This window comes from Deltaproteobacteria bacterium, from assembly GCA_019912665.1.
Classification (GTDB): Bacteria; Desulfobacterota; GWC2-55-46; order GWC2-55-46; family GWC2-55-46; genus UBA5799.
Map to the genome: position 1 here is coordinate 339,536 of JAIOIE010000006.1, position 25,488 is coordinate 365,023.

Below are 25,488 nucleotides of genomic sequence, written 5' to 3' on the forward strand. Positions count from 1 at the left end.
CCTGAATGTGATTTTGAGTTTTTGAGCAACTTGTCAAATCAAGGACTGAATAATGCCGGAAATTTTCGAGCTTGAGTTCATGCGGAGGGCCTTTGCGGCGGGGCTCCTCATATCGATAATCGTGCCGCTTATCGGGGTCTTCCTCGTGGTGCGGCGCTACGCCCTGATGGCAGACACGCTCGCCCACGTCTCGCTCGTGGGGGTAGCGGTGGGCATCCTCACCAACTCCCACCCTGTCGTCTCTGCGGTTGCCGCCTCGACGCTCGCGGCCGTGGCGATCGAGAGGCTAAGGGGCATAAAGTCCCTTTTCGCGGAGTCAGTGCTCGCGATATTCCTCTCCGGAAGCCTCGCCGTGGCCGTCGTCATCATAAGTCTCGCGAGGGGCCTGAACGTAGACCTCCTGAGCTACCTCTTTGGCAGCATCTCTACAATTAGCCCGATGGACCTCTACATGCTCGCGGCCGTCTTCGTGGCGGTCATACTCGCGATAACGCTGCTTTACAAGGAATTCTTTCTCGTGTCGTTTGACGAAGAGTTCGCCGAGGCCGGCGGGGTGAGGGCCAGGAACTTGAATCTCCTCATAGTGGTCCTGGCTGCGGTCACAATCTCGCTTTCAATGAGGATCGTCGGGATACTCCTCATAGGCGCGCTCATGGTCATCCCCGTCGTGAGCGCGAAGCAGTTCAGCCTGAGCTTCAGGAACACCATCTTCCTCTCGATATTCTTCTCTTTGCTCTCCGTCGTCTCCGGGCTGACACTATCGTACTACCTCGATCTCGCAAGCGGCGGCACCATTGTCCTCGTTGCGCTCATAATCTTTCTCCTGACCTTTATCATCAAAAGGCCCGAATAGATCACTGCTTTGAGATCAGCGAGACCCTGAGCACGGCGTCCACGAGGTCCCTGTCCTCGAACCGCTCCTTTATCGAGAGTTCCTTTACGACAACGAGCCTATCTCCGTGCTCTGCCTGGTAGAGGAAGTTCACTAGCTCGTTCATGTCAACGCCTTCGAGTCTTGCCTCGACCGGGCTTTCGGCGTACCCGGCGTCGGCCTTCTCCTCAAGGGGCTTGATAGACTTGATCTTCCCGCTTATGCCGGTCCTCCTGGCAATGCCCTCGACCACGGCCACCGCTGATTCCCCGGACGGCGCGGCCTTTGCCGCCATCGAGTCCAGTACTGACTTCTTTGTAAGATATTCTCCCCGGAGCGCCTCCATTGACGCGAGGTCGCGAGAGGCCGCCACCGCAGACCTCTTGAGGTCCGCGTACCTTCCGTAGAAAAAGAGGGCCAGGATGATGACCGCTATCGGGACCGCGATGCAGGCCGCGTAGCGGTACGCCTTTTTCCTGTCCATGTTTAACCCGGCTGGCCCGTGCAATATAGCGGGCAAAACGCTTCTAAGCTCCATCAGAGTATCACCTCAGGTAAGCGTTCATGCTGAAAGAGGTCCCGCCGCCGGGCCTCGCCTTTGTCTCATCCAGGCTCACGTCCTTTAGCGGCCCCCTTGAGAGCGCCTCCTTGAGCCTGTTCGCGTCCTCGAAGGTCGTGGCCTCGCCGCTGGCGACCACCCTGCCCTCAGGTCCCAGGACTATTTCGGTAATTTTTATCCCGGCCCCGTCCGGCACGGCTTCAGCTATCCTGAGGAGCGCGTCAAGGGAGCCACCGCCCCCGCCCATCGCGGCTATCTCTTTTTCCATTCCGCGAAGCCTTGTCTCCAATTGATAGACAGGGTCGGCGGCGGCCCGCTCCCCGGGAAAGAGCCCGGCGTATTGGGACCTCAGCGCCTCGTTGTAGGAGTCGAGCTCGGCCGAAAGCCCCATGTACCTGGCGTAGAGGTCCCCGGCAAGGAGGAGCACGAGGACGGAAGCAAGAAGAGCGGCGGTCTTAAGCCCCCTCCTTTTCGCGGCCTTCTCGCGCGTGTACTCGAATTCGCCGCGCCTGAAATTGACCATCTCGGCAAGCCGTCCGCTGTCCTCTATAACGGCCAGCGCGAAGGCGAGCGAAGCCTCGGGCGGGCACCCGGCAGGGAGCTCCAGAGGCGTTTGCCTTGCTCCATGGAAAATCTCCGCAAGCTCCCCCGCATCCCATCCGGCGCTATGGACCTCATCCACCGTTATGCCCTCGGCGTCCAGAAATTCGGCCGCGAGATGCACGTTCTCAATGCCCCTTACCGGCTTAAAGAGCCTGGGCGAGCCGTCCTCCACGACCGCGAATGCGCCCGGTACGACAACCGCCCTGGCGCCTTCCGCGCCAGAGGCGGAGATGAGGGCGTCTGCCGCGAAGAGGCCGGAGCCCATCCAGCATGGGTCTATCCCCATCGAGCTCAGGATTTCGAGATAACCGCGGACAAGCCTCCTTTCGGCGGCTACCGCCAGGAACCTGCCCGCCCCGAGGGGCACCGCGTCCATGACCACATCGCCGACCTCCACGTGCAGGAGCCCGGCGAGCTCAAAAGGCAGCGCTTCGAGCACCTTCTTCCTCTCGCTGAAGGGCATCTCTACCACCCTGATGATGAGCTCGCTCGGCGGGAGGCTTACCAGCACCCGTCCGAACGCCCTTCCCTTTTTGAGGTCGGCCTGGTCCAGTACCTCCGATAGCGCCTCCCTGAGCCCGTCGTCGCCCGGCCCTTCGATTGAGGCGCTGACAAACGATAGCGGCTTACCGGACTCGAAGGCCCCGGCCAGCACGCGCTCACTACCGATATCCAGCACAAGTACCTTCATATGCTCACATCTCCCTCCAGTAGAGGACCCCTCCCCCGGCCTGCCCGATCTGGACCACGGCCTCGACCTCCCTTATGACCTCGCCGGCCCTGGCCCTCGAATAAATCCTCCAGATATTGCTCGTGGTCGTTATCCGGTCCTGTATTGTGAAACCCGCCTTCTCGAAACCCGGGACCTTCATGACCTGGGACCTGTCAGTGAATGGGGTGTTTTTCCTGTACCTGATGATCTCGTCCGCAAGCTCGCCTGTCATCTCCTCGGAAAGCGCGGCCAATACCGGCCTCGGGGCGGTATTGACGTTCACGAGCCCATCCGGGCTGTACGGCGTCAGGTGCCCACCTACGGCGCGGAAGACCTCGGGCGTAAAGCCCTTTATAAGCAATATCTCCTCGACGCTCTCAGGGAAGCCGTTCCTCGGCGCGTAGGGCGGAGTCAGGCCCTTGTAGAACTGCTCCTCGGCCCCACGGGGCCTGGGCGTTGAGTCGTTGTCGATCCAGTCGGCAAGGGCGTCCGCCAGCTCCTCTCCGGCCCTTTGCTCCCTTAGAAGCCTCACCATGACGCCGTGCAACTTCTGGTCAAGGGCCCCTGTCATGGGATAGGCTATGCGAAGAGAGGTCCTTGACCTCTCGTCGATTGCCCGTATCGATATGCCGAGGCCGTCCTCCAGAGGCTTTGAAAAGACCAGCCCGGCCTCGTCCGCCACGATATTCGGCTCCTTCTTCAAGAGTTCCTCGAGCCCGGCCCTGGCAAGCAAGACGCCGTCAGCCGCGAGCAGGCCTGCCCTGGCAGAGTCCTTCAATGCCCCAGCCCTGGACGAGGCCACATATGACCTGTAGATAAAATCAGTTACAAGGGCCGTAAGGACGGCCACGACCAGAAGGACCGTCACAAGGGCAAGGCCGCTCTCTCGATTTATAAATTTTCCCTTCTTAAAACGATGTGTTATAAAGAAAACCTGAGAAATCATCTTATCCTGGCTGGAGCTGTCATTGCCAGTTCCTCCCCAGAGGCGAGGGTCATCTTCACGGTCATTGCCCTGGGGACCGAGCCTTCAAGCTCTGAGTCCCACGCCTTTGACCAGTCCTTCCCATTAAAAAGGCTCACCTCGAAGCCCTTTATGTCCTCGATCGCCCTGAAACTTATCTTCTCGCCGAGGTATGGGCTCCACACCTCTTTTACCAGGTGCCTCCTTCCGCCGTCCCGCTCTATCGAATAGCTAACGGCCAGAAGGTCGCTTTTCGGGGCGCCCCCGGCCTGGACAGGATAAGAAAAAAATGTGAAGGAGACCATTGAGTGGCTCCTCACCTTTCCTGCCTTGAAGAATGTTACAGGACTGCCTCGCCTCGTGTACGCGGAGCGGACCTCGCTCGCCATCTTTTCGAGCGCCCTTCCGGCCTCCACGTTTCTAACGGCCTCCTCGCTCGCCTTGCTCCCTGCCCCTGCCACCGAAAAGAAGACGGAATAAAGCGACGCAAGGAGGACCGCCATGAGGGAGACCGCGAGAAGGACTTCTATGAGAGTAAACCCTCGGTTATTCCCTGACGAACGAAATGAGCGAGAAAAACGACCCGTCATGGCCGACCCTGAGCTCAAGCCTTTTTACCCCCTTTAATTCCGTGTCCTCATTTGCGAGCTCCCATGTATAGCCGGGGAACCCTTCCCCGAAATCACCGTCAAGGGCCGCAAACCTTCCGTCGAGCTTAAGCTCCTCCATCTTCTGCAGGCCGAGGACGACCGAGACGGCCTCGCGGCTGCTCCTTGCGGCCACGTTCAAGTGGTAGTTGAAGCTCGTAACAAGGAGCGCTACGGCGCCGGAAAGAACGGCAAGCGCTATCATGACCTCGATGAGAGTGAAACCCTTCTTATCCATCCTGTCCCTCCCCTGTCCCCGGATACGATACCGACGCTTTCCCGGTGTAAGGGTTATAGGAGACGAGGGCCTTTTTCTCCCCTGACAAAAGGGTTACCTCAAACGGATGGGACCCGCTGCTCGTAATCGGTATGAAGGCCTCGCCGCGGCTTACACGGCCGAGTCCGGGGCTGAAGACCTCGCCTATCTCGATGCCGGCGCTTAGCCTTCTGCCCCTTGCGACCGGCTCAGTAACCGGCGTGAATTCCTTGCCGTCCGCCGAGACTTCGACGCGGACCGCCGCTCCCGCGAGGTCGAAATGGAGCCGGTACCGGGACCTCGTCGCAGCGGCCCTCTCACCGATGAACGAGGCAAGGAGAGCGAGCCTTTCGGCGTCGGATTCAAGCCGGCGGCCATCGAGCGACGGGAATCTCGGGAGAGCGAACGCGAGCGTCACGCCGATTACGGCGATTACCGCGATGAGTTCCAGCAGTGAGAATCCGTGTGAGAGGGGAAGCGTCGGATAGCGTGTGCGGTGCGTGCGCTGTGTTGAGCGGTGTGCGGAGACTCTCTCAAGGCCATCGGCCCGCGGGGGGCCTTTGGCCAATCTTCGTACAATTCCAGACATTTATTTAATTTTCCCGGGGCTTCAGTCGAGCTCCCAGCTTCTTATGTCCGCGTCGAACCCCTCGCCGCCCCGCGCGCCGTCAGCGCCCCAGGAGATTATGTCGTAATCTCCGCTCTGCCCCGGCGAGGCGTAAATGAAGGGGTTGCCCCAGGAGTCGTTGGGCACCTTCTTTTTCTCGAGATACCCGCCGTCGCGCCACTTGGCTGGAATCCTTCCGGATTCGGGCTTCCTGACCAGTGCTTCGAGCCCCTGCTCGGTCGAGGGATAAAAGCCGTTATCGAGCCTGAAGAGCCTGAGCGCCGTCTCGAGGTTCTGCATCTGGACCTTGGCCTCGACGACCCGGGCCTCGTCGGTCCTGCCGACGATCCTCGGCGCGATTATCGCGGCGAGGGTGCCGAGTATGGCGATGACGATAAGAAGCTCTATGAGCGTAAAACCCTTGCTGTTCCTGAGCATCATGTCGTTATGATATATCAATTCAACCGCGATAACAAATAATTTTTATTTCGCCGCACTTGAAAATCCCGCCGGTTTTGTTACAATTAGTCTGCTGCATCTTTCCGCGCCTGGTAAAACTGCGGGCGCCCCTTTAGCCGGAAGGGATGGTGATGACAAAAGAGAGATAGCATTTTTACCTCCTATTCTTGGTCTGAGAAGTCCTGCCGAATGTTGTCCCGGCCGTTTGCCTCCGTAAGCGAAAAGTCGAACAACAACCAGAGAGGTGGGGCTCGATGAGCATCAGGGTAATGGTCGTATTCAGCAACGACCTTTTCTCCGAAGGCGTGACCAGGCTGTTGGAGGACGAAGACGACTTTGAGGCCGACTACATCTCCGCCGGAAACGAAATTCTCGACGGCGACATCGGATCCGCCGATGTAATTCTGACCGACTTCCCCACGCTGTACAGCTCTTTCCAGAAGCTCGACCCTTCCACGAAGAACGGGTTCATACTGCTCGACACCGACTGCGGCAAAGACAATATCATATCCGCGATAATAGCCAGGAACCTCAAGGGCGTACTCCTTTCGGAAGCCAGCCCGGCCGTCCTCAAAAAGGCCATACGGTCCGTTGCCGCAGGCGACATATGGATGGACAAGGCGACCGTAAAGGACCTCCTCTGGAGCGTAAACAGGCTCAAAAAGGACAGGGGCGAGGTCCTCTCCCCGAAGGAGAGGGAGATAGTGGCACTTGCCGGGAGGGGCCTCCGGAACAGGGAGATCGCCGACAAGCTCCGGATAAGCGAGCTTACGGTGAAGACGCACCTCCACAGGATATTCAAGAAGCTGGGGATCACCACCCGGTCCCAGCTCATAAACTATTCGATAAGGAACCCGGCAGCCAGGGAAGCGTTCTTCCCTGGAAAATGAGGCCGGGCCTTCCGTAGAAAGCCGTAACAGGATGTCAAGGATAAGGATAATCAATATCGTGTTGGCGCTTGCCGCGTTTCCGCTACTCGGGCTCCTCGCCAGGGACTACATTTTGCTCGGATACCAGCCGAAGCCCAGGCCTCAGGCCGCGGCCACCTTGCCGGAGGAGCCCAGGGCTGAAGCCGCTTTCGAGGAGTACGCGGCCGTCGTCGAGAATGGCATTTACCCAGGTAAGGCCGGGAAACTAACAAAGATAGAACTCCGGGGTCCGGCCGGGGCAGGCCCGGAGGCCCCCTTGCCCGAACTCAAGCTCATCGGCACATATACCGGGGCCAAGGGCTTCGCCGTCTTCAGCAAGGAGGGCACGGAAGGGGAATCGGTATTCAAGGTCGGCGACAGCGTCTTCGGCTCGGGCGTACTCATGTCGGTCTCTCCGGGACGGGCCGTGGTATCCACCGGCTCTGGTGAAGCCGCGTACAGGGTCTTTATCGAGGAGATACCGGAATCCCTCTCGGCCATGGGGAAAAAAAGCGCCGCGGAAGCCCCGCCCGATAAGGACCTGGCCTACTCAAGGCAGATAACCGAGAAGGACTGGGTCATAGAAAGGGGTGCCGTTGAGAACGCGCTCGGCGACATGGGCAGGATAATGACGGATGCCAGGCTTACGCCGAGGGTCTCGAACGGCGCGGTCCAGGGTTTCCTCGTATCCGAGATAAAGCCCAGGGGCGTCTTCGACGCAATAGGCCTGAAGGACGGCGACGTCCTTACGAGCATCAACGGCTACAGGATAGACTCCCCTGAAAAGGCCGTGCAGGTGCTCTCGGCCCTCAAGGGCGAAACCAGCTTCGACCTCGGCGTAATCAGGCAGGGCCAGCCGAGAAGCTTCCGATATTCCATCCAGTAAGGTGAAGGGCCTTAGAGAAAATTGTGTGTTATAATCAAAGTCCAGGCTTTTGAGCTTACCTTTCAAGCCGTTTTCGCCTCCGGATACACAGCCGTGCTCTCGGAAATCCAGAGCTGTCCCGAACCCAGACCGGCGGGCCCGGACCAAGGCACCTCATGAACTTCATGAAAACAGGCAAAACGGCCCATATATACCTTCTCTTTCTTTTAGTCCTTCTTATCACTTCACATGCGGCTTCCCGGAGCGCCGAAGGACAGGAGCAAAGGGGCCGGGCCGAAGAGATAACCCTGAACTTCGTGGACGTGGAGATCGCCTCGCTCGTAAGGATAATGAGCGAGATAACCGGGAAGAACTTCATCTACGACGAAACGCTCCGGGGGAGGGTCACCATAATAGCCCCGGGGAGGCTCACGAGCGAGGAGGCCCTGAACATCTTCGTCTCCGCGCTGGAGATCAAGAACTTTACGCTCATCGAGGCTGACGGATTTTACAAGATAATACCGGCGTCGGCAGCCAGGCAGAGCGGCACGCCGGTCGTCCGCGACCCTCAGGCCGCAAGGCCCGACGAGTACATAGTGCGGCTTGTGCCTTTGAGCTACATCCCGGTGCAGGACGCCTTCTCCGCGGTCCAGCCGCTTATTTCAAGAAATGGCCAGATATCCGTCTTCGGCACCCGGAACGCCCTCCTCCTCGTAGACACGGCCAACAACATCGAGAAAATACTCACGATACTCACGACGATGGACGCGCCAGCGGCCCTTACAGAGCCGGAGATCGTATATCTCAAGTACGCGCAGGCCGAGGTCGTAGCCCAGATACTCCGCCGCGAGGAGCAGAGAAGGACCGGCATAAGGCGCGAGGATGCCGATAGCTCGATAATCCCCGATGAACGGCTGAACGCGGTAATACTCTCCGACGCGCTCGAAGACAGGGAGTTCTACAAGGAATTCATCGCCCTCCTTGACGTGCCCCCGCCCGAGGCAAGCAGCCGCATAAACGTATATTATCTCGAAAACGCGGACGCCGAAGACCTCGCGAGGGTGCTTGACGCGCTCTTGAGGCCCGGGGCCGCGCCCGCAGCCGAGCAGCCGCCGGGGGCCCAGCGGATCACGCAGGAGCTTACCGGCTCCATACGGATAACCCCGAGCAGGGCCTCTAACGCCCTCATAATCATGGCCTCCCCTGCCGATTACCGGAACATAATACAGGTGGTGGAGATGCTCGACAGGAGGCCCAGGCAGGTCTTCGTCGAGGCCATGATTACCGAGGTCACGGTAGACAAGGCCATAGAGCTCGGCACAAGGTTCAGGCTAACGGCCAAGAAGGACAACGAGCCCGTGGCCATAGGCGGCGTTGGTGTCGTAGACGCGACTGCAGTCCAGAACATCCTTAACGGGCTTGCCGGTCTTACGGTCGGGGGGCTCGGGAACCTCCTTACGATACCGGTGACGAGGGCCGACGGCACTACCTTCAACCTCACTGCCCCGGGGTTCGCGGTCCTCTTCTCCCTCTCCGAGTTCAAGGACATCGTAAACGTCCTCTCGACACCCCAGATACTCACGAGCGACAACTCGGAGGCCGAGATAATGGTCGGCGAGAACGTGCCCTTCCTTTCGAGCCTCGAAAGGCAGCCGACGACACAGGGCCAGCCCGTGCTCCAGTCGATAGAGAGGCGGGACGTGGGCATAAGGCTCCGGATAAGGCCCAAGATAAGCGAGGGGGACTTCGTCCGCCTCGACATCTACCAGGAGATCTCAGCCATCTCTCCAACGAGGACCGGAGGGGCTTCGGACATCATCACGACAAAGAGGAGCGCATCGACCAGCGTAGTGGTGAAGAACAACCAGACCGTGGTAATAGGCGGTCTCATACAGAACCGGAGCACGAACAACACCACGAAAGTCCCGCTCCTCGGCGACATCCCGCTCCTTGGGTGGCTCTTCAAATCGAAGAGGGACCAGACCCAGAAGACCAATCTCCTCGTTTTCATAACCCCGTACATCATAGAGGACTTCAAGGGGCTCGAAGACCTGAGGGACAGGAAGAAAATGGAGTTCGACATGAACGGGCCGGACGCCCTCAAAGAGGACAGGCCGGGCGGCCCAGCCGAAAGCGAAGAGAGGACCGGAAACGATGGATAAAGCCGTATTCGAGGCCATGCCGAAGGGCAGGTTCCACCGCATAAAGGAGATAAGGGACGAGTACGTGGACCCGTCGATACTCGAAAAGGTCTCCCTTAATTACGTAAAGAAGAACATGGTCATGCCCCTTAAGGTCAGCGACGGCCACCTGCTCGTGGCCCTCGCGGGCCCCAGGAGTATCTTTACCGTTGCCGAGCTTGAGAGGATAACGGGTTTCCCGGTAAGGCCGGTCTTCGCCGACGAGGGCATTGTGAACGACGCCATCAACAGGTTTTTCGACAGGCTTTCAGGCTCGGCGAAGGACGTTATGGACGGCATCGGCGCGGAAAGCCTCGACGCGCTCTCGACGTCGTGGGAGGAGCCGAAGGACCTCATAGACCTCGCCGACGAGGCGCCCATAATAAAACTCCTCAACTCGCTCCTCTTCAAGGCCGTGAAGGACAGGGCGAGCGACATACATATAGAGCCGTACGAGAAGGAAGTGGAGGTAAGGTTCAGGATAGACGGCGTCCTCTACCCGGCCCTCACCCCTCCCAAGTCCATACAAGAGGCGCTCTCGAGCAGGGTAAAGATAATGGCCGGCCTGGACATAGCTGAAAAGAGGCTTCCGCAGGACGGGAAGATAAGGCTCCTCGTCGCTGGAAAGGACGTTTACGTCAGGGTCTCGGTCATACCCACCTCCTACGGCGAAAGGACGGTCTTGAGGCTCCTTGACCGGAAGGCCGAAATAATAAGCCTCGACAGGCTGGGGCTCAACCCCGGGCAGGTATCTACCCTCGAAGGACTCCTGGCCCGCAATTCCGGAATAATACTCGTTACCGGCCCGACGGGCTCGGGAAAGACTACGACGCTCTATTCGGCCATAAGCGCCATAAACTCGACTACGCGGAACATCATAACGATCGAGGACCCTGTAGAGTACCAGCTAAAGGGCATCGGCCAGGTGCACGTGAACCCCAAGATAGGGCTCACTTTCGCAAGCGGCCTCCGCTCCATACTCAGGCAGGACCCGGACGTCATCATGGTCGGAGAGATAAGGGACAGGGAGACGGCGGAGATCGCGATACAGGCCTCGCTCACGGGGCACCTCGTCCTATCTACCCTCCACACGAACGACACATCGAGCGCCGTGACGAGACTCGTTGACATGGGAATCGAGCCTTTCCTCGTCGCCTCCTCGATATCCGGCATATTGGCGCAGCGCCTCGTGAGGGTCCTATGCCCTTCATGTAAAAAGGGATACGCGCCGTCGGACTCCGAAACGAAACTCTTCAGGACGCCGCCGAAGCTCCTTTACGCTGCGGGAGGCTGCGAGAAATGCTTCCAGACCGGGTACTACGGAAGGAGCGGCATCTTCGAGTTCCTGGTGCCTGGCCCGGACCTCCGGCCGCTCATACTCAGGAACCAGGACGCCGACACCATCCGGCGGCATGCCCTTTCAAAGGGGCTTAAGACCATGATGGAGGACGGCCTGGAAAAGGCGGCCCTGGGCGTAACGAGCCTTGAAGAGGTGCTAAGGGTAACGAGGGAAGACGGGAATTAGAGCAGAATGCCGAATTTCAGTTATAGGGCATACGACAGGAACGGTAATGCGGTCGCAGGGCAGATAAACGCCGCCGGCGAGCGCGAGGCGGTCCAGTCGCTCAAGACGAGCGGCCTTTTCCCAATCGAGGTCAAAAGGCCGGCAGCAGGAAGAGAGGGCCGCGCTTCTGGCCGGGTGCCCGCAGGGGCGCTCGCCGCGTTCACAAGGCAGCTTGCAACACTCGTCGCCGCAGGCACGAGCCTTACCGAGGCGCTCTCGGTCCTCGCCGAGAATACGGAAATTCCGAAGCTCCGCTCGACGGTACTTGACATCAAGGAGTCCATAACCGGCGGGAGTTCCCTGGCCAGGGCCCTAGAAGAAAAAAAGGAGGTCTTCACGCCTTTTTACAGGGGCCTTGTACTCGCAGCCGAGGCGAGCGGCTCTCTCGAGAGCGTCCTTCCGAGGCTCGCCGACTACCTTGAGACAAGGGCAAGGATAAACGTCGAGGTCAGGGCAGCGCTCACCTATCCTGCGCTCATGACCCTCGTGGGCGCATCGGTAGTCTTCTTTCTTTTCATCTTTGTCATACCCAAGATAGCCCGCATATTCTCCGACACCGGCGCGGAGCTTCCGTTAATAACGGTGCTCCTTTTGAGCATGGCGGACCTGGTCGCCGCCTATTGGCACGTGATGATAGCCGGGGGAGGAGCGGCCGCCTGGTTCATGGCGCGCCAGCTAAAACGGCCCAGAGGCAAGGCCCTGCTCGACGCGCTCCTTCTACGTCTTCCGTGGTTCGGCCCGATAGCTGCGTCCTTCCACATCGCGAGCCTCGCCCGCACGCTAGGGAGCCTTCTTAAGGGCGGGGTCCAGCTCCTCAAGGCCCTGGAGATAACCGCCGAGGTGGTCGATAACAGCGTGTACAGAAACATACTGAAAGCGGCAATAAAGGACTGTTCAGGCGGCGCGCCCCTCTCCGCGAGCCTCAAGAACTCCGGCGTCCTGCCGCCGGTCGTCGTACACATGATAGGAGTCGGCGAGAGGAGCGGGAACCTCGATGAGATGCTCATCAGGACCGCCGAGGCATACGACTCGGAATTTCAAAACGGGGTAAAAAAGAGCCTCGCCCTCCTTGAGCCTGCCCTCATCCTTATCATGGGAATGGTCGTTGGCTTCATAGTCCTTGCGATGCTCCTTCCCATATTCGAGCTCAACCAGGTCATCCGTTAGCAATCCAGGACCTTTGTTCCGGCCTTAACTTCCCCTACCCTCATCCATCTCACATACACACTGCCATAAACAATCCACCATTCCATTCAATTGACCCGCAGCTGCCAAGGCGCCCTTCAGAGCAACCCGAGTTGTAGTCCTTTTTAATACCCTTTTTCATCCGTCGGATGGATTGTATTACCGCGGCAGTGGGCTATCCTTAGTTTTGAGGCGCTTGGAAAAACAATTGACACGTTCACGTCAATCTTTTTACAGAGCACGGGGAAATGAGGCTCAGAATCTGCCCGGAATGCTATAAAGCCTTTTTCATGGCCTTCGGTAACGAGCGGGCGCGGTGTCCTCATTGCGGGGTATACCTTGCGGAGCGAAGGTCGACGCACAGGATGAAAAAGGAGATGGACCTCCTCCTTTCGGTCAACGGCTCGGTCTACAAGGCGCTGACGACGGACTTTTCGGAATCCGGCGCAGGTATAGTCCTTAACGGTTCGACATCCCTTGAAACCGATTCCATGCTGGACGTATGCATTGAAGAGCTGAATTTGAGGAAGCAGGCCAGGACCGTTTGGGCAAGGAGGGTAACGAGGTCCCTGACCTCTGCGGGCCTGAAGCTCCTCTGATGTATTATCGGCCGCCAGCTTTTTCAAGCCGGTCAGAGCCCGTTTTCAAGCCGCCTCAAACCGGCGTCATCCTTAACCGGAGGTCTCACGAAATGACATTTTATATCCCTAAGCTCTTCCTGGTCCTTATCCCGTCCCTCGTACTCATGCTCTTCGCGGCCGGAGCGCTTGCCGCTTCCCAGGGCGGGACTAAAACGGCAGCGGAGGCAAAGAGTGCGGAACTCTCGAAGGACCCCGATTATGTAATCGGCATAGAGGACATCCTGGAAATAGCCGTATGGAAGAACCCCGACCTTTCGAAGATCGTGGCAGTGCGGCCTGACGGCATGATCTCGCTTCCCCTTATAGGCGATATGCGGGCGGCCGGGCTTACGCCCCTTCAGCTCCGGGACAACATCAACGAATCGCTCAAGGAATACCAGGAGACGGTAGTCACCTCCGTCATTGTCCAGGAGGTGAGGAGCTACAGGATATTCGTCCTCGGAGAGGTCTTGAACCCCGGCACCTACAACCTGTCGAGGAAGACGACCGTGCTTCAGGCCATAGCCATGGCAGGCGGCATGAGCCAGTTCGCGTCGAACAGCATCATACTCGTAAGGGAAGGCAGGGGCGGAGAGGTGGAGAAGACGAGGATCCGCTTCAGCGAAATAGTCGACGAGGACGCGAAGAAGGACAAAAACCTCGTCCTCAGGCCTGGAGACACCATCTTTGTACGCTAAAGCGGCTATCGTGAGCGGAGCGGCGGCGGTGCTCCTCGTGATGCCGTGCCGCGCGGAAGCCCGGAACAACTCCTTCGTCCCCTCGGTCACGCTGGACTTCAGGTACGATTCCAACGTCCGGTTCATTGACGACGAGGAGGATGACGAGCCTGGCGACTACGTAGCCTCGGTCATGCCGGGGTTCAACCTGAGGAGGACCGGTAAGACCTATGAGCTGGACGTGAATTACGGACTTTCGGCCGATTTCCATGCTCGAAACTCCGATCTCAACAATATCTCGCACAGGGCCGGGGTATCCTTCTCAACGGACCTCACAAGCAGGTGGCACCTGGGGGCCGGCGACAGCTTCAGCTACTCCGAGGACTCGCTCCGGGCGCTGGGCTTCGAAGAGGGAGTGCTTGTAACGAGGACGGACATACTCGCAAATAACGTCCACCTGAGCATAGGCCGGGAAACCACGAAGAACACGAGCCTTTCGCTCACAATGAGGAACTATGTGCAGAAGTTCGAAAACCCGGACCTCGTCGACAGCCGGACGGACTCAGGGACGCTCTCGGGAGGCTACAGGTACGGACCGAACGGAACGGCAAGCCTCTCGTATACCCACTCGGTCTACAGTTTCGATACGGAACGGGAGCACATCAGGACGCACGGGGTCATGGCGGGAATCGAGGAGGCGGTCTCGCCCACGATGAGCGTGAACCTCTCAGGAGGCGCCGAGTACGCTACCGGGCTGGACGGAGACGACCTCTTCCTTACCGCAAACGCCGGGATAATGAAGAACCTGAAGGACTCCGTTTTAACGCTCTCGTTCGTAAGGGACGTATCCACGCCAACTGGGCTCACGGACGAGATAAGCCTCAGGGACTCGGTGATATTCATCTGGGACTTCACTGTGAGGAGGAACATTTCCTCCTCGATATACGCAGGGCTTGCAAGCCATAAATCCGAACCCGATGAGGAAGTAGACATACGCTCGTACATCGCCGAGCTCTCCGGGAACTGGCAGCCGAACAAATGGATAAGGCTTGGCGCTGGCGTGTCGCACTACCGCCAGTGGACCGAGGACGGGCTCGGAACCGGGCTCAGGAGAAACAAGATATTCGTCAACATAACCTTATCAGGCGGAGAGTGGAGGTTCTAAACGCCATGGAGCAGCCAGGGAAGACGATAATCGACCACCTGACGGTCTTCATACACAGGAAATGGCTTTTCATTGCGCCGCTTATCGTCGGCGCCGTTGCGGGGCTGGTGTTGAGTTTCGAGCTCCAGGAGAAATACAGCTCTACGACCCTAATAGTGGTAGAGGAGCAGCAGATACCTGAGGAGTACGTAACGCCCACGGACAGGACGCCTTTCAGCCAGAGGCTAAACCTCATAAGCCAGCAGATACTCAGCAGGACGCGGCTCGACCAGATAATAAGGGAGTTCAGGCTTTACGAAGACCACAAGCCGAGCATCTTCTCAAGGGCGCTGGCCTTCGTCACCGGAGAGGACATCGAGGACAGGACGCCGGACGACATCATCAGCCGTATGCGCGAGGACATCCAGTTCATGGTCATCGGAGAGACGAACACGAAGAAGCCGCAGACCGGCGGGAACGCGTTCACGATAACCTACATCGGAACCGAGCCCCAGACCACGATGCAGGTGACCAACACCCTCGCCTCGCTTTTCATCGAGGAAAACCTCAAGGTGCGGGAGCAGTACGCCGAGGGCACGACCGAGTTCATATCGAGCGAGCTCGAAAAATCACAGGAGGAACTCGCCCGGATAGAGCAGAAGATAAAGGACTTCAAGCAGGCGCACATGGGGACGCTCCCGGAGCAGCTCGAGGCCAACCTCCGCACACTGGACAGGCTCCAGCTCGATCTCCAGAACGTCTCCGTAAACCTGAAGCACAGCGTTGACAGAAGGCAGGTGCTCGAGGACCAGCTGAGATACACGCCGACGCCGAACGCGGTGTCGCCTGCCGTAAGGAGCACCCTCGAGGTGGAGCTTGAAAGCGCCAGGGCCGAGCTCTCGATGCTACTCTCAAACTTCAAGGAGACGTACCCGGACGTCCTTATCCTCAAAAGGAGGATACAGGAGCTCGAGACCAGGCTTGCGGCCGAGCCTTCGACTGAACCCGAGCCCGCCGAGAAAAAAGCGAGGCCTTCGGAGGTCATGAACCCCGTTTACGGCGAGCTCATGGCCATAAAATCCCAGATAACTACGCTCAGGCAGCGCGAATCGGAGCTGCGTGCGTCGATCGACGAGTACCAGAGGAGGATAGAGCTTACGCCGCAGGTCGAGCAGCAGCAGATCGATCTCGTCCGCGACTACCAGATATCGCTCCAGAACTACCAGGGGCTCCTCGAGAAAAAGATGAACGCGAGCCTCGCCGAAAACCTGGAGAAGAGGCAGAAGGGCGCGAGGTTCAGGATCGTGGACACGGCCAACCTGCCTGAGACACCGGATTACCCCAACAAGCCCCTTGTCGCGGCGATCGGGCTCCTCGCGGGCGGCGCGTTCGGGACCGGGCTCGTATTCCTCTTCGAGTTCATTAACCCGGCTTTCAGAAAGCCTGAAGACTTCGAGGGCATTATAGATTCCCCGGTCCTCTCCAGCATACCTCTCTTTCCGGCTAACGACGGAAGACAGGGGCAAAAATTCAAGGTCATAAAGGGAAGGAAAAAGAGTGCTTAAATTCGACTGGTTCAAAAGGTTCCTTTCAGGCGAGCGGGAACGTATCGACACGGCAGAGCCGCAGGTCTTCTCAAGGCCTATAAGCACAGCCTCGCCATTCGGGACGCGTCTGTGGGCTGTCGGCGGCGGCAAGGGGGGCGTGGGAAAAAGCCTCATTGCCTCCAATGCGGGAATCGCGCTCTCGAAACAGGGTAAGAAGGTGCTCCTGGTCGACGCTGACCTCGGGGCCGCTAACCTGCACACCTTCCTCGGGGTCGAGGGCGGTCGGACGGCCCTGTCGAGCTTCCTTAAGGACGAGGTCTCTGATTTCAAGTCCCTTATACAGAAGACACCGTTCCCGAACCTCGACCTGGTGAGCGGCGCCAAGGACGCCCTCGACGTGCCGGAGGTGAAGGGCTCGCAGATAAGGAGACTCAGGGACGCACTGAAGAAGGTCGAGTACGACTACGCCATCCTGGACGTCGGACCGGGCACGTCTTCGAACTTCCTGGACATGTTCCTTATGTCGAACGAAGGGATAATCGTCTCTACACCCGAGCCGACCACAATAGAGAACAATTACAGGTTCCTCAAGTGCCTTTTCCTGAGGAAGATAAAGACCATCGCCGACTCGCAGCCTGACGGAGTCCTGAAGGACCTCCTCCAGAGGATATTCAGCGACAAGTGGTCCCAGAGGGTCAAGACCGTAGCAGATATAACGGACCAGCTCATCAGGCTCGATTTCGAGCAGGGAAGGATGCTCAAGGAGGACTTGAAGAGCACGAGCCTCTCCATGATAGTCAACCAGACGAAGAGGGGCGAGGACGCGAAGATCGGAAAAGCCATACAGAACGCGTGCAGCGATTATTTCGGGGTAGATATAGACTACATAGGCTCTGTCGGGTACGAGGAGACCGTCGGGGAATCCATAAGGACGAGGCGCCCGCTATCGGTCTATTTCACGAACTCCGCTGCCGCAAAATCCATTGACGGCTGCCTCGTACGCCTCCTTGAAAAGAACAGGGCTGCACAGCAGGTAACATTCCAAATATAAAGGTGCCCCCATGAGGGAGAAGAGCGAGAAGACGCATTACGAGTTCCTGGAAATACCGAGCACGGCCGGCATGGAAGAGATTGAGGAAGCGTACAGGAGGACCAAGGAGCTTTTCAGCGGCGACTCCATGGCGCTCTACTCCCTCTACTCGCCGGAAGAGCGCCAGGAGAAGCTCAAGAAGCTCGAGGACGTTTACGAGACCCTGGCCGACCCGGTCAAGAGAAAGACATATGACGAGCACATAGGAGGCATGGTCGCCTCCCCTCCCCCCCGCGAACGGGGCACCGCGATCGCAGAGGAGAAGGACGCCTTCGAAGAGTATAACGAGACCGGGATGTTCAGGGACAGGCTGGGCTTGAAGCAGCAGCTCGCGATAATGGAAACGAACGAGCCCATGGTGGCGGAAAGATACCGTATCCTCTTCACCAGGCTCGAGCAGCTGAGTCTCAAGCACTCATACAAAACCATAGCCGTCACGAGCGCGATAAAGGGAGAGGGAAAGACAGTCACCTCTCTCAACCTGGGCTGGCTCATGGCTACCGAGTTCGGAAAGAAGGTGCTCGTCATCGAGAACGATCTGAGGAACCCATCCATATCGTCGAGCTATCTCAACATGGGGCGCCTTTCCGGCCTCATCGACGTCATCAAGGGCGACGCGGACCTCCGAAGCGCGATAAACAGGCTCGAGGACACGAGCCTCTATTTCCTGCCCGCGAGGGCGAGCGCCAAGAACTCCTCTGTCCTCATCGACTCGCAGAGCATGAGGAGCGTCCTCGACAACGTGAAGGCGCATTTCGACTACGTCATAGTGGATTCGCCGCCTATTCTGCCGCTCGTCGACATGAACATACTCTCGCGCATGGTGGATGGGCTGTTGCTCGTGGTCAAGGCCGGGAGCACCCCCAAGGACATGGTCAAGAAGGCGGTAAACTCGCTCCCGGTCAAGAATATAATGGGAGTCGTCCTGAACGGGGCCGACGAGATCCACATGAAAAAGTACTACTACTGACCGGGCGAAAGCGCTTCGCAGGGAGGATGAAAAATGGACAAGCCAGGCTTTTGCCGGATATGCGGAATTCTACCACTCATTCGGGCTCGCTCAAGCGGATCATCCCGGCTATGGAGACCTGAGGGGAATACCTCCATAAACACCCCATCTACATAGGACCGGAGCTGCCAGACCGGCTTTTACCCCGCTCTCTGCAGAGTCGCGCTGAGCGGAAGAAGGGCATTCTATTACCACGGACCGGAGGCAATTGATGATCTGCTGGTACCTCATCTACACGAAACCCAGGTGCGAGGACAATGTCGAGACTATGCTGTCCAATGCCGGGTTCGTGGTCCTTAATCCCAAAATAAAAGAGCGGAAGTACCTGAGAAGGAAGCCCGTTGAGGCTGTCTCCCCTCTCTTCCCCTGCTACGTCTTCGCGAGGTTCGACAAGCTCCGGGACTATCACCTGGTGAAGTACACACGGGGCGTCAAACGGGTGCTCTGCAATGAGGACGGGCCGGCCGAGATAGCCGACAAGGTAGTCGACGACATAATCTCGAGAATGGAAAACGGGATCATTACCGTAAGGACCGCCTTCGAGGCGGGCCAGGCCGTCTATATAAGGCGGGGGCCGTTCGAGGGGTTCACCGCGATATTCGAGCATGAGATGAGCGGGCTGGAGCGTGTAAGCATCCTCCTCAGGACCATCAATATGCGTCTTGTAATAGACAGGTGCATGATTTCGCCAAGCTGAATTCATCCGCATGCCTTTGGAACCAAAAATACAAGCTGCAGGGAGAGGCCGCGTGAGGCTTAACGGCGGTAGCCCGTCCGGATGGTGCGCATGAAAAGGCTTCTGAACAGCACCAGGCGGTACCTTAGAAGGAACATCTTCCACTTCCGTTGCTCGGATTTCCTAAAGGAGAGGGAATCCGGCCTCTACGTGGAGGACTACTTCCATGAGATGATCTACCTCGAACGCAGGAGGGCAGAGCGCACGGGAAGGCCATTCGTGATGATGCTCGTCGATTTCGAGGGTATTCTCGGAGCGCAAGGTTCCGAGGAAACCGTGCGCTCGGTCTCGGAGAGGCTCGCATCCACTACCCGTGAGGTCGATATAAAAGGATGGTACAGGCACAACCATGTGCTGGGCGTCGTCTTTACCGACACTTCGTCCGCCGCAATCGGCTCGATACGCGAAAAGGTGCTGGCGAGCCTCGCTGAGGACGAATCCCTCGGTAACATGGCCGGGCACCTGAAGATTACTTTCCATCCTTTCCCCGAGGAGGCCGAGGGCGGAAAGGCCCTTCCGGTTGACTTCAAGCTCTACCCCGACCTTCAGCGGAAAAAGGAACTCAAGAAGAGCTCTCTCGCGGCCAAACGGGTCCTGGACGTCGCCGGTAGCATCTTCGGCCTTCTCCTCTTCTCGCCGTTTTTTCTCGCGCTGCCGGTCATAATAAAGGTCACGTCGCGCGGGCCTGTCTTTTTCAGGCAGGTGAGGATCGGAGAGTCCGGCAAAAGGTTCACGTTCCTGAAATTCAGGTCCATGTACGAGGGCGTCGACGACAAGATGCACTCGGAGTACGTAAAGAGGCTCATACGCGAGGACAGGGCTTACTCCGAGGGCGAGGGCCGCTCGGTATACAAGATAAAGGACGACCCCCGAGTGACGCCCATCGGGAAATTCCTGCGAAAAACGAGCCTGGATGAGCTCCCGCAGTTCCTTAACGTCCTCGGCGGCGACATGTCCCTTGTTGGCCCGAGGCCGCCCATCCCGTACGAGCTCGAAAGCTACTGCTCCTGGCACTGGCGGAGGGTAATAGAGGCTAAGCCGGGGATAACAGGCCTCTGGCAGGTGATGGGGAGGAGCATGAAATCGTATAACGACATGGTCAGGCTGGACTTGAGGTACATAGAAGAGTGGTCGCTCTGGCTGGACATAAAGATAATCCTCCTTACTCCTTTCTCGATGGTATCGAGCAAAGGCGCGTATTGACGGGCGGAGGGAAAGGCGGGCGGATGCTAAAAATCGGGGTAATCGGGTACGGATACTGGGGCCCGAACATAGTACGGAACTTCAATTCGATCGAGGGCGCGTGCGTGGCGGCCGTTTGCGACAAGAACCGGGGCGCGCTCGCGCGGGCCGTTAAAAACTGCCCCGGCATAGCTGTAATGACCGACAGCCGCGACATCGTCACCTCGCCGGACATAGACATCGTAACCGTGATAACCCCGGTCAGCACCCATTACGAGCTCGCACGGGCCGCGCTCCTTAACGGCAAGCACGTCTTCGTAGAAAAGCCATTTACCTCCACGGCCGTCCAGGCGGAAGAGCTGATTGAGATCGCCGAGAGGAGGCGGCTCAAGATTATGGTCGACCATACGTTCCTCTTTACGAGCGCGGTACGGAAGATAAAGGAGATAATAGACCAGGGCGTGCTCGGGGACCTCTACTACTACGACTCGACCAGGGTGAACCTGGGCCTTTTCCAGCACGACGTAAACGTCATATGGGACCTCTCCCCGCACGACTTCTCCATAATGGACTACCTCATAGACGAAAGGCCGGTAGGGGTCTCTGCGAGCGGCAGGGCCCACATCAACGCGAAAGAGGACATCGCGTATATAATGGTCTACTTCCCGAACAACATCATCGCGCACTTCAACGTGAACTGGCTTTCTCCCGTGAAGCTCAGGACGACCCTCATCGGCGGCGAAAAGAAGATGCTCGTATGGAACGACATGGACGCCGACGAGAAGATAAAGGTATACGACAGGGGGGTCGATATAACCACGAGAGAGGGGCTTTACGACCTCCTGGTAAGCTATCGTTCCGGAGACATGTGGGCCCCCAAGGTCGATCAGGGTGAGGCCCTCCGGCTCGAGACCGAATACTTCATCAACTGCATAAAAAACGACGAGCGGCCGTTCAACGACGGGGAGGCCGGGCTGAGGGTCGTAAGGATGCTTGAGGCCTGCGACGAATCGCTCAGGAACAACTGCAGGATGGTCACCATATGAGCGGCGGGGCTGGCAGCTTCAATAAAATAGCCCAGGACGTAAGGCTCGGCACCGGGGTCAGGCTCGCCAGCTTCATAAACCTCTACGGCTGTTCCGTTGGGGACGGCACCAAAATAGGTGCCTTCGTCGAAATACAGAAGAACGCGACCATCGGCAGGAACTGCAAGATATCGAGCCACACGTTCGTCTGCGAGGGCGTGACAATCGAGGACAACGTCTTTATAGGTCACGGGGTGACCTTCATAAACGACACCTATCCGCGCGCGACTACCCCGGACGGGACGCTTAAAGGCGACGCGGACTGGGAAGTAGAGCACACGGTCGTAAAAAAGGGAGCGTCAATCGGCTCCGGGGCAACGATACTCAGCAGCGTGACAATAGGCGAAAACGCGATAGTGGGCGCGGGCTCGACGGTAACCAAAAACGTGCCCCCGAATACGATTGTTGCCGGGAACCCGGCAAGAATATTAAGGAGCGCACTAAATGAATAAGACTACGGGCGGAGCCACACCTTTCGTTGACCTCGCCTCCCCTCACATGGAACTCGAGGAGGAGCTGGTCGGCGCGTTCAGGCAGGCGCTAAAGGAGAGCTCGTTCATCGGAGGGGCCGCAGTCGAGGACTTCGAGTCCCGGTTCGCCGGGTTCTGCGGCACGCGCTTTTCGGCCGGGGTCGCAAACGGCACCGACGCTCTGAGGCTTGCTCTCACCGCCTCCGGCGTAAAGGCGGGCGACACTGTCGTAACGGTGGCGAACACGTTCATAGCGACTGTAGAGGCCATCACGCAGTCCGGCGCGATCGCGGCCTTTGTCGACATAGACGAAGGGACATACAATATGGACCCCGGAGAGCTCAGACGCTATCTCGAAAACGGATGCGACATGCGCGGCGGAAGGCCCTTTGACAAGAGGACCGGAAGCCCGGTGACCGCCGTCGTGCCCGTGCACCTGTACGGCCAACCCGCCGATATGGACGCAATACTCGAAATAGCCGGCGGCTTCGGCCTTAAAGTCATCGAGGACGCGTGCCAGGCCCACGGGGCCAAGTACCTGTCGAGAAAGACCGGACAATGGATGAAGGCCGGGTCCATGGGGACGGCGGCGGCCTTCAGTTTCTATCCGGGAAAAAATCTGGGTGCCTGCGGCGACGCAGGCGCTGTAACGACAAACGATCTGGAAATCATTGAAATGATCAAAATGGCGCGCGACCACGGGCAGTCCCGGAAATACATACACGAGGTCGAGGGCTGCAATTCCAGGCTCGACGCCATCCAGGCGACGATCCTCAGGATAAAGCTCAGGCGGCTCTCAGAATGGAACGAGATGAGGCGGGACGCCTCAAGGGTCTACGACAGGCTTCTTGGCGGCTCGGATAAAGTGATTACCCCCGCGGAACACCCGGACGCCAGGCACGTCTATCATCTTTACGTGATCAGGTTACGCGACCGAGAGGCCCATCAGAGGCGTCTTTCCGAGGCAGGGGTCTCTACCGGACTGCATTACCCCGTGCCGCTCCACCTCCAGAGGGCATGCTCGCGCTTCGGATACTCTAAAGGCGACCTGCCGGTCACTGAAAGGGTCGCGGACGAAATACTCTCCCTCCCTATGTACCCCGGCTTGAGGCCATCTGACCAGGAAAGAATAGCCGCGCTCATACTCGGCTCGGAGAACTTCCGGAATTGCTGATAGACTTCCTTAACCACATAATTGAGACGAAGGGATTCCTCCACGGCATCGAGCGCTCGGCGCAGGTCTTCATGAGGTATTCCTTCGGGAGGGCGCGCTTCTCGGAAATGATGCGCGAACTCGACCAGGACCTCGGCTCGATGGGCGTAAAGGTGACCTTCTGCATAACGGCAAGCCTCCTCGAAAGCCATTACGGCTTTTTCGAAAGGTTCAGGGACCTCGGGCACGAGTTCGCCGCCCACGGGTACTTCCATACGAACATGAAGACGAGGTCGCTCGCCGAGCAGAAGGCCCTCATCAGGAAGAGCTACAACGCCTTCGAGAAGGTCAAGCTCAGGGTCTACGGGTTCAGGTGCCCGTACCTCAGCTATAATGACGACACGCTCGCCGCTCTCTATAAAAGCCCGTTTGTCTGGACGAGCAATAACGTCATCCTCTGGGAAGAGAAACTGAGGTCCTGCAGGCGCTCAGAAGAACATCTCAAGAAGCTCACACTCCTTTACAACACATCGAGCCCGGAGGTGTCCATCTCCGTCCCGGCCATCAAAGGGAAACTCATCGATATACCTATCACCGCGCCGGATGACGAGATGCTCTTTGAGAGGTACAGGATAAAGGAGCGCGCTGCCATATCCTCGATATGGCAGACGATATTCAGGAAGATCCACTCACGGGGCGAGCTCTTCCACCTCCTCTTCCACCCGGAGAGGTTCAAGTATTTCGAGGCTTCGATAAAAGATGTCGCAGCAGCGGCCAGGGCCACGCGCCCCCGGGTGTGGTTCGCGACCCTGAACGAGATAACAGCGTGGTGGGAGAAGAGACGGAAATCCACGTGGAAGGCCGAGAAAACGGGTGACGGCTGGCGCGTGCGGCTCAAGTGCCCGCGTGAAGGGACGGTCCTTCAAAAGGCCGTCCGCGGGGAATGCGGCGGGGACCTGATTTGCGGCGCCTACGTGCCGGCTAAAGCATCGCTCAGCGAGGGCGCTTTTATCATCGATACCGACGACGTAAGGAAACACACGATCCAGATCTCGAAGAACTGCTCGCCCGATGTCGAGTCGTTCCTTGCCGACGAGGGCTTCATCACAAGCGTGGTGGAATACCCGCACAGGAACGCGCTCTTCATAGACGGGTACGCGAAGTTCGCCCCGAGGGACAGGAGATTGCTCCTCGATGTAATAGATAATTCGAGCTATCCGCTTCTGCGCCTCTGGCGGTGGCCGCACGGCGCGCAGTCGGCTTTTACCGTCTCCTCCGACGTGGATTCGATAAACGTCTCCGACTTCTTCAAGAGGTTCATCTATTTCTGATGCAGTCTCCTGATTCTCCGATCAGCTTCGACTCACTCGAGGAAATAGGCGAGGAAAACTGGAACACCCTCGCGTCCTCGCTTGACGGCACCGTCTACCACCATTCGGCTTGGCACAGGGCGATTGAGCTCACATACGGGATAAGGCCCGTCTACATCGTTAAAAGGGGCGCTGGCGGCAGAATCTCGTCGGCCATGCCGGCTGCGCGGCTCGATTGGAAGCTCGGCAAAAGCCGTCTCGTCTCATACCCCTTTTCGGACGTATGCGGGCCTCTCTACGGGACGAGGGAAGAGGCGGACGGTTTCATTGCGGCGCTCGCCAGGTTCGGAACGGAGGGCCTTCAGACCGAGATCAGAAGCACAGTCCGCTTTACGCCTGATTGTTTTTCCGCATACGGCGGCTATGCGGTCTACACGCTCCGGATCGACAGGGATGAAGGCGCCCTCATGGAGGGCTTTCACAGGGACTGCGTAAGGAGAAAGATAAAAAAAGCCTTCCAAAACGGGTTGAGGGCAAGGGAAGGTAATACCGTCGCCGACCTCCGCGAGTTCTACGGGCTGCACATCCGGTCCAGAAAGAGGCAGGGCGCGCCGGTCCAGCCCTTCAGCTTCTTCAGGAACATCTGGAATGAGCTTTACACCCGCAATCTTGCCTCGCTCATCTTGGTGGATAAAGGCCCTTCTGCAGTATCAGGGGTACTGCTCCTGCAGCTCGGCGATACCGCTTACTACAAATTCGGGGCTTCGGATGAAAGGCACTTCGGGTCCGGGGCAAGCCAGCTTGCCATCTGGACGGCCATAAAGAAGGCCTCCCACGAAGGGCGCCGCGTCTTCGACTTCGGGAGGACATTCACCGGGAACAGGGGCCTTATGGAGTTCAAGATGAGGTGGGGTGCGGAGGCTTTCCCGCTATATTATCTGCACGCTCCGGGAGGCAAGGTTGTCTTGAAGGACGAAGGCGGAAAAGCCGCGCGCGCGGCAGGCGCCCTCTTCAGGATCCTGCCGGGCTTCTCGAACAGGCTCCTCGGAAGGCTCTTCTACAGGTACCTCGCCTAAAAAGAGACA

At 58.3% G+C, this 25,488-nt stretch carries 26 protein-coding genes and 1 pseudogene; 19 read left to right on the forward strand and 8 right to left on the reverse strand.

The window, feature by feature from the left end; all coding sequences use genetic code 11:
• The first annotated feature begins 52 nt into the window (after window positions 1-52).
• Window positions 53-853 carry a metal ABC transporter permease gene (locus K8I01_01640; protein MBZ0219125.1) on the forward strand — a complete coding sequence of 267 codons (801 nt, stop codon included), beginning with the start codon at window positions 53-55 and terminating at the stop codon, window positions 851-853.
• A gap of 1 nt (window position 854) precedes the next feature.
• Here K8I01_01640 and pilO read toward each other — a convergent pair whose 3' ends face one another.
• The 8 genes and pseudogenes from pilO to gspG all read right to left on the reverse strand — a co-directional run bounded on the left by pilO (window position 855) and on the right by gspG (window position 5,660).
• Entirely contained in the window at window positions 855-1,355 is a 501-nt protein-coding gene (gene pilO, locus K8I01_01645; GenBank protein ID MBZ0219126.1) for a type 4a pilus biogenesis protein PilO, read from the reverse strand.
• 61 nt (window positions 1,356-1,416) lie between these two features.
• Window positions 1,417-2,724, reverse strand: a complete 1,308-nt coding sequence (locus tag K8I01_01650; GenBank protein MBZ0219127.1) for a hypothetical protein — start codon at window positions 2,722-2,724, stop codon at window positions 1,417-1,419.
• A gap of 4 nt (window positions 2,725-2,728) precedes the next feature.
• Window positions 2,729-3,613, reverse strand: coding sequence for a type II secretion system minor pseudopilin GspK (gene gspK, locus K8I01_01655; protein ID MBZ0219128.1), 885 nt, complete (start codon window positions 3,611-3,613; stop codon window positions 2,729-2,731).
• 74 nt (window positions 3,614-3,687) lie between these two features.
• On the reverse strand, window positions 3,688-4,212 hold the full coding sequence (locus tag K8I01_01660) for a type II secretion system protein GspJ (protein ID MBZ0219129.1): 525 nt from the start codon (window positions 4,210-4,212) through the stop codon (window positions 3,688-3,690).
• Window positions 4,186-4,299, reverse strand: a pseudogene (locus K8I01_01665) (prepilin-type N-terminal cleavage/methylation domain-containing protein). The gene K8I01_01660 and the pseudogene K8I01_01665 overlap by 27 nt, the downstream one beginning before the upstream one ends.
• Window positions 4,256-4,594 carry a type II secretion system GspH family protein gene (locus K8I01_01670; GenBank protein MBZ0219130.1) on the reverse strand — a complete coding sequence of 113 codons (339 nt, stop codon included), beginning with the start codon at window positions 4,592-4,594 and terminating at the stop codon, window positions 4,256-4,258. Before K8I01_01670 ends, K8I01_01665 begins: the two are co-directional and overlap by 44 nt.
• A complete protein-coding gene (locus tag K8I01_01675; GenBank protein ID MBZ0219131.1) occupies window positions 4,587-5,201 on the reverse strand; it encodes a prepilin-type N-terminal cleavage/methylation domain-containing protein in 615 nt (204 codons plus the stop codon). Before K8I01_01675 ends, K8I01_01670 begins: the two co-directional genes overlap by 8 nt.
• A 21-nt stretch (window positions 5,202-5,222) precedes the next feature.
• Window positions 5,223-5,660: a type II secretion system major pseudopilin GspG gene (gene gspG, locus K8I01_01680; GenBank protein MBZ0219132.1), complete on the reverse strand. Its 438-nt coding sequence runs from the start codon at window positions 5,658-5,660 to the stop codon at window positions 5,223-5,225.
• A gap of 272 nt (window positions 5,661-5,932) precedes the next feature.
• On the opposite strand from gspG, the gene K8I01_01685 reads away from it, so the two are divergent.
• The 18 genes from K8I01_01685 (at window position 5,933) to K8I01_01770 (ending at window position 25,479) form a co-directional block, all read left to right on the forward strand.
• Entirely contained in the window at window positions 5,933-6,568 is a 636-nt protein-coding gene (locus K8I01_01685) for a response regulator transcription factor (GenBank protein ID MBZ0219133.1), read from the forward strand.
• A 31-nt stretch (window positions 6,569-6,599) separates the two neighbouring features.
• Window positions 6,600-7,472: a PDZ domain-containing protein gene (locus tag K8I01_01690; protein MBZ0219134.1), complete on the forward strand. Its 873-nt coding sequence runs from the start codon at window positions 6,600-6,602 to the stop codon at window positions 7,470-7,472.
• A 155-nt stretch (window positions 7,473-7,627) separates the two neighbouring features.
• Entirely contained in the window at window positions 7,628-9,613 is a 1,986-nt protein-coding gene (gene gspD, locus K8I01_01695) for a type II secretion system secretin GspD (protein MBZ0219135.1), read from the forward strand.
• A complete protein-coding gene (gspE, locus tag K8I01_01700; protein ID MBZ0219136.1) occupies window positions 9,606-11,156 on the forward strand; it encodes a type II secretion system ATPase GspE in 1,551 nt (516 codons plus the stop codon). The genes gspD and gspE overlap by 8 nt, the downstream gene beginning before the upstream one ends.
• Window positions 11,157-11,162: 6 nt before the next feature.
• Window positions 11,163-12,362 (forward strand): type II secretion system F family protein, encoded by a 1,200-nt coding sequence (locus tag K8I01_01705; GenBank protein ID MBZ0219137.1) that lies wholly within the window; start codon window positions 11,163-11,165, stop codon window positions 12,360-12,362.
• 266 nt (window positions 12,363-12,628) lie between these two features.
• Window positions 12,629-12,979 carry a PilZ domain-containing protein gene (locus K8I01_01710; GenBank protein MBZ0219138.1) on the forward strand — a complete coding sequence of 117 codons (351 nt, stop codon included), beginning with the start codon at window positions 12,629-12,631 and terminating at the stop codon, window positions 12,977-12,979.
• Window positions 12,980-13,071: 92 nt separating this feature from the next.
• Complete coding sequence (locus K8I01_01715) at window positions 13,072-13,698, forward strand: polysaccharide export protein (protein ID MBZ0219139.1); 627 nt, start codon at window positions 13,072-13,074, stop codon at window positions 13,696-13,698.
• Complete coding sequence (locus tag K8I01_01720) at window positions 13,688-14,842, forward strand: hypothetical protein (GenBank protein MBZ0219140.1); 1,155 nt, start codon at window positions 13,688-13,690, stop codon at window positions 14,840-14,842. Before K8I01_01715 ends, K8I01_01720 begins: the two co-directional genes overlap by 11 nt.
• The gene (locus tag K8I01_01725) at window positions 14,830-16,386 is read left to right on the forward strand and encodes a hypothetical protein (GenBank protein ID MBZ0219141.1); all 1,557 of its coding nucleotides are present in this window, start codon (window positions 14,830-14,832) and stop codon (window positions 16,384-16,386) included. The genes K8I01_01720 and K8I01_01725 overlap by 13 nt, the downstream gene beginning before the upstream one ends.
• Window positions 16,379-17,419, forward strand: coding sequence for an AAA family ATPase (locus tag K8I01_01730; GenBank protein ID MBZ0219142.1), 1,041 nt, complete (start codon window positions 16,379-16,381; stop codon window positions 17,417-17,419). Before K8I01_01725 ends, K8I01_01730 begins: the two co-directional genes overlap by 8 nt.
• A 10-nt stretch (window positions 17,420-17,429) precedes the next feature.
• Window positions 17,430-18,428 (forward strand): polysaccharide biosynthesis tyrosine autokinase, encoded by a 999-nt coding sequence (locus tag K8I01_01735; GenBank protein ID MBZ0219143.1) that lies wholly within the window; start codon window positions 17,430-17,432, stop codon window positions 18,426-18,428.
• Window positions 18,429-18,678: 250 nt separating this feature from the next.
• A complete protein-coding gene (locus K8I01_01740) occupies window positions 18,679-19,164 on the forward strand; it encodes a hypothetical protein (protein MBZ0219144.1) in 486 nt (161 codons plus the stop codon).
• A 489-nt stretch (window positions 19,165-19,653) separates the two neighbouring features.
• Window positions 19,654-20,406, forward strand: coding sequence for a sugar transferase (locus K8I01_01745; protein ID MBZ0219145.1), 753 nt, complete (start codon window positions 19,654-19,656; stop codon window positions 20,404-20,406).
• A 23-nt stretch (window positions 20,407-20,429) separates the two neighbouring features.
• On the forward strand, window positions 20,430-21,431 hold the full coding sequence (locus tag K8I01_01750) for a Gfo/Idh/MocA family oxidoreductase (GenBank protein ID MBZ0219146.1): 1,002 nt from the start codon (window positions 20,430-20,432) through the stop codon (window positions 21,429-21,431).
• Complete coding sequence (locus K8I01_01755) at window positions 21,428-21,922, forward strand: N-acetyltransferase (GenBank protein MBZ0219147.1); 495 nt, start codon at window positions 21,428-21,430, stop codon at window positions 21,920-21,922. Before K8I01_01750 ends, K8I01_01755 begins: the two co-directional genes overlap by 4 nt.
• Window positions 21,915-23,114 carry a DegT/DnrJ/EryC1/StrS family aminotransferase gene (locus K8I01_01760; GenBank protein MBZ0219148.1) on the forward strand — a complete coding sequence of 400 codons (1,200 nt, stop codon included), beginning with the start codon at window positions 21,915-21,917 and terminating at the stop codon, window positions 23,112-23,114. The genes K8I01_01755 and K8I01_01760 overlap by 8 nt, the downstream gene beginning before the upstream one ends.
• On the forward strand, window positions 23,108-24,424 hold the full coding sequence (locus tag K8I01_01765) for a polysaccharide deacetylase family protein (protein MBZ0219149.1): 1,317 nt from the start codon (window positions 23,108-23,110) through the stop codon (window positions 24,422-24,424). The genes K8I01_01760 and K8I01_01765 overlap by 7 nt, the downstream gene beginning before the upstream one ends.
• Window positions 24,424-25,479 (forward strand): GNAT family N-acetyltransferase, encoded by a 1,056-nt coding sequence (locus K8I01_01770; GenBank protein MBZ0219150.1) that lies wholly within the window; start codon window positions 24,424-24,426, stop codon window positions 25,477-25,479. Before K8I01_01765 ends, K8I01_01770 begins: the two co-directional genes overlap by 1 nt.
• The last annotated feature ends 9 nt before the right edge of the window (window positions 25,480-25,488 follow it).

What these genes read in the sequence shown, in the direction of transcription:
- K8I01_01640 (MBZ0219125.1), top strand. Translation starts at nt 53, where the DNA reads ATGCCGGAAATTTTCGAGCTTGAGTTCATGCGGAGGGCCTTTGCGGCG.
- pilO (MBZ0219126.1), bottom strand. Translation starts at nt 1,355, where the DNA reads ATGGACAGGAAAAAGGCGTACCGCTACGCGGCCTGCATCGCGGTCCCG.
- K8I01_01650 (MBZ0219127.1), bottom strand. Translation starts at nt 2,724, where the DNA reads ATGAAGGTACTTGTGCTGGATATCGGTAGTGAGCGCGTGCTGGCCGGG.
- K8I01_01660 (MBZ0219129.1), bottom strand. Translation starts at nt 4,212, where the DNA reads ATGGCGGTCCTCCTTGCGTCGCTTTATTCCGTCTTCTTTTCGGTGGCA.
- K8I01_01670 (MBZ0219130.1), bottom strand. Translation starts at nt 4,594, where the DNA reads ATGGATAAGAAGGGTTTCACTCTCATCGAGGTCATGATAGCGCTTGCC.
- K8I01_01675 (MBZ0219131.1), bottom strand. Translation starts at nt 5,201, where the DNA reads ATGTCTGGAATTGTACGAAGATTGGCCAAAGGCCCCCCGCGGGCCGAT.
- gspG (MBZ0219132.1), bottom strand. Translation starts at nt 5,660, where the DNA reads ATGATGCTCAGGAACAGCAAGGGTTTTACGCTCATAGAGCTTCTTATC.
- K8I01_01685 (MBZ0219133.1), top strand. Translation starts at nt 5,933, where the DNA reads ATGAGCATCAGGGTAATGGTCGTATTCAGCAACGACCTTTTCTCCGAA.
- K8I01_01690 (MBZ0219134.1), top strand. Translation starts at nt 6,600, where the DNA reads ATGTCAAGGATAAGGATAATCAATATCGTGTTGGCGCTTGCCGCGTTT.
- gspD (MBZ0219135.1), top strand. Translation starts at nt 7,628, where the DNA reads ATGAACTTCATGAAAACAGGCAAAACGGCCCATATATACCTTCTCTTT.
- gspE (MBZ0219136.1), top strand. Translation starts at nt 9,606, where the DNA reads ATGGATAAAGCCGTATTCGAGGCCATGCCGAAGGGCAGGTTCCACCGC.
- K8I01_01705 (MBZ0219137.1), top strand. Translation starts at nt 11,163, where the DNA reads ATGCCGAATTTCAGTTATAGGGCATACGACAGGAACGGTAATGCGGTC.
- K8I01_01710 (MBZ0219138.1), top strand. Translation starts at nt 12,629, where the DNA reads ATGAGGCTCAGAATCTGCCCGGAATGCTATAAAGCCTTTTTCATGGCC.
- K8I01_01715 (MBZ0219139.1), top strand. Translation starts at nt 13,072, where the DNA reads ATGACATTTTATATCCCTAAGCTCTTCCTGGTCCTTATCCCGTCCCTC.
- K8I01_01735 (MBZ0219143.1), top strand. Translation starts at nt 17,430, where the DNA reads ATGAGGGAGAAGAGCGAGAAGACGCATTACGAGTTCCTGGAAATACCG.
- K8I01_01740 (MBZ0219144.1), top strand. Translation starts at nt 18,679, where the DNA reads ATGATCTGCTGGTACCTCATCTACACGAAACCCAGGTGCGAGGACAAT.
- K8I01_01745 (MBZ0219145.1), top strand. Translation starts at nt 19,654, where the DNA reads ATGGCCGGGCACCTGAAGATTACTTTCCATCCTTTCCCCGAGGAGGCC.
- K8I01_01750 (MBZ0219146.1), top strand. Translation starts at nt 20,430, where the DNA reads ATGCTAAAAATCGGGGTAATCGGGTACGGATACTGGGGCCCGAACATA.
- K8I01_01755 (MBZ0219147.1), top strand. Translation starts at nt 21,428, where the DNA reads ATGAGCGGCGGGGCTGGCAGCTTCAATAAAATAGCCCAGGACGTAAGG.
- K8I01_01760 (MBZ0219148.1), top strand. Translation starts at nt 21,915, where the DNA reads ATGAATAAGACTACGGGCGGAGCCACACCTTTCGTTGACCTCGCCTCC.
- K8I01_01770 (MBZ0219150.1), top strand. Translation starts at nt 24,424, where the DNA reads ATGCAGTCTCCTGATTCTCCGATCAGCTTCGACTCACTCGAGGAAATA.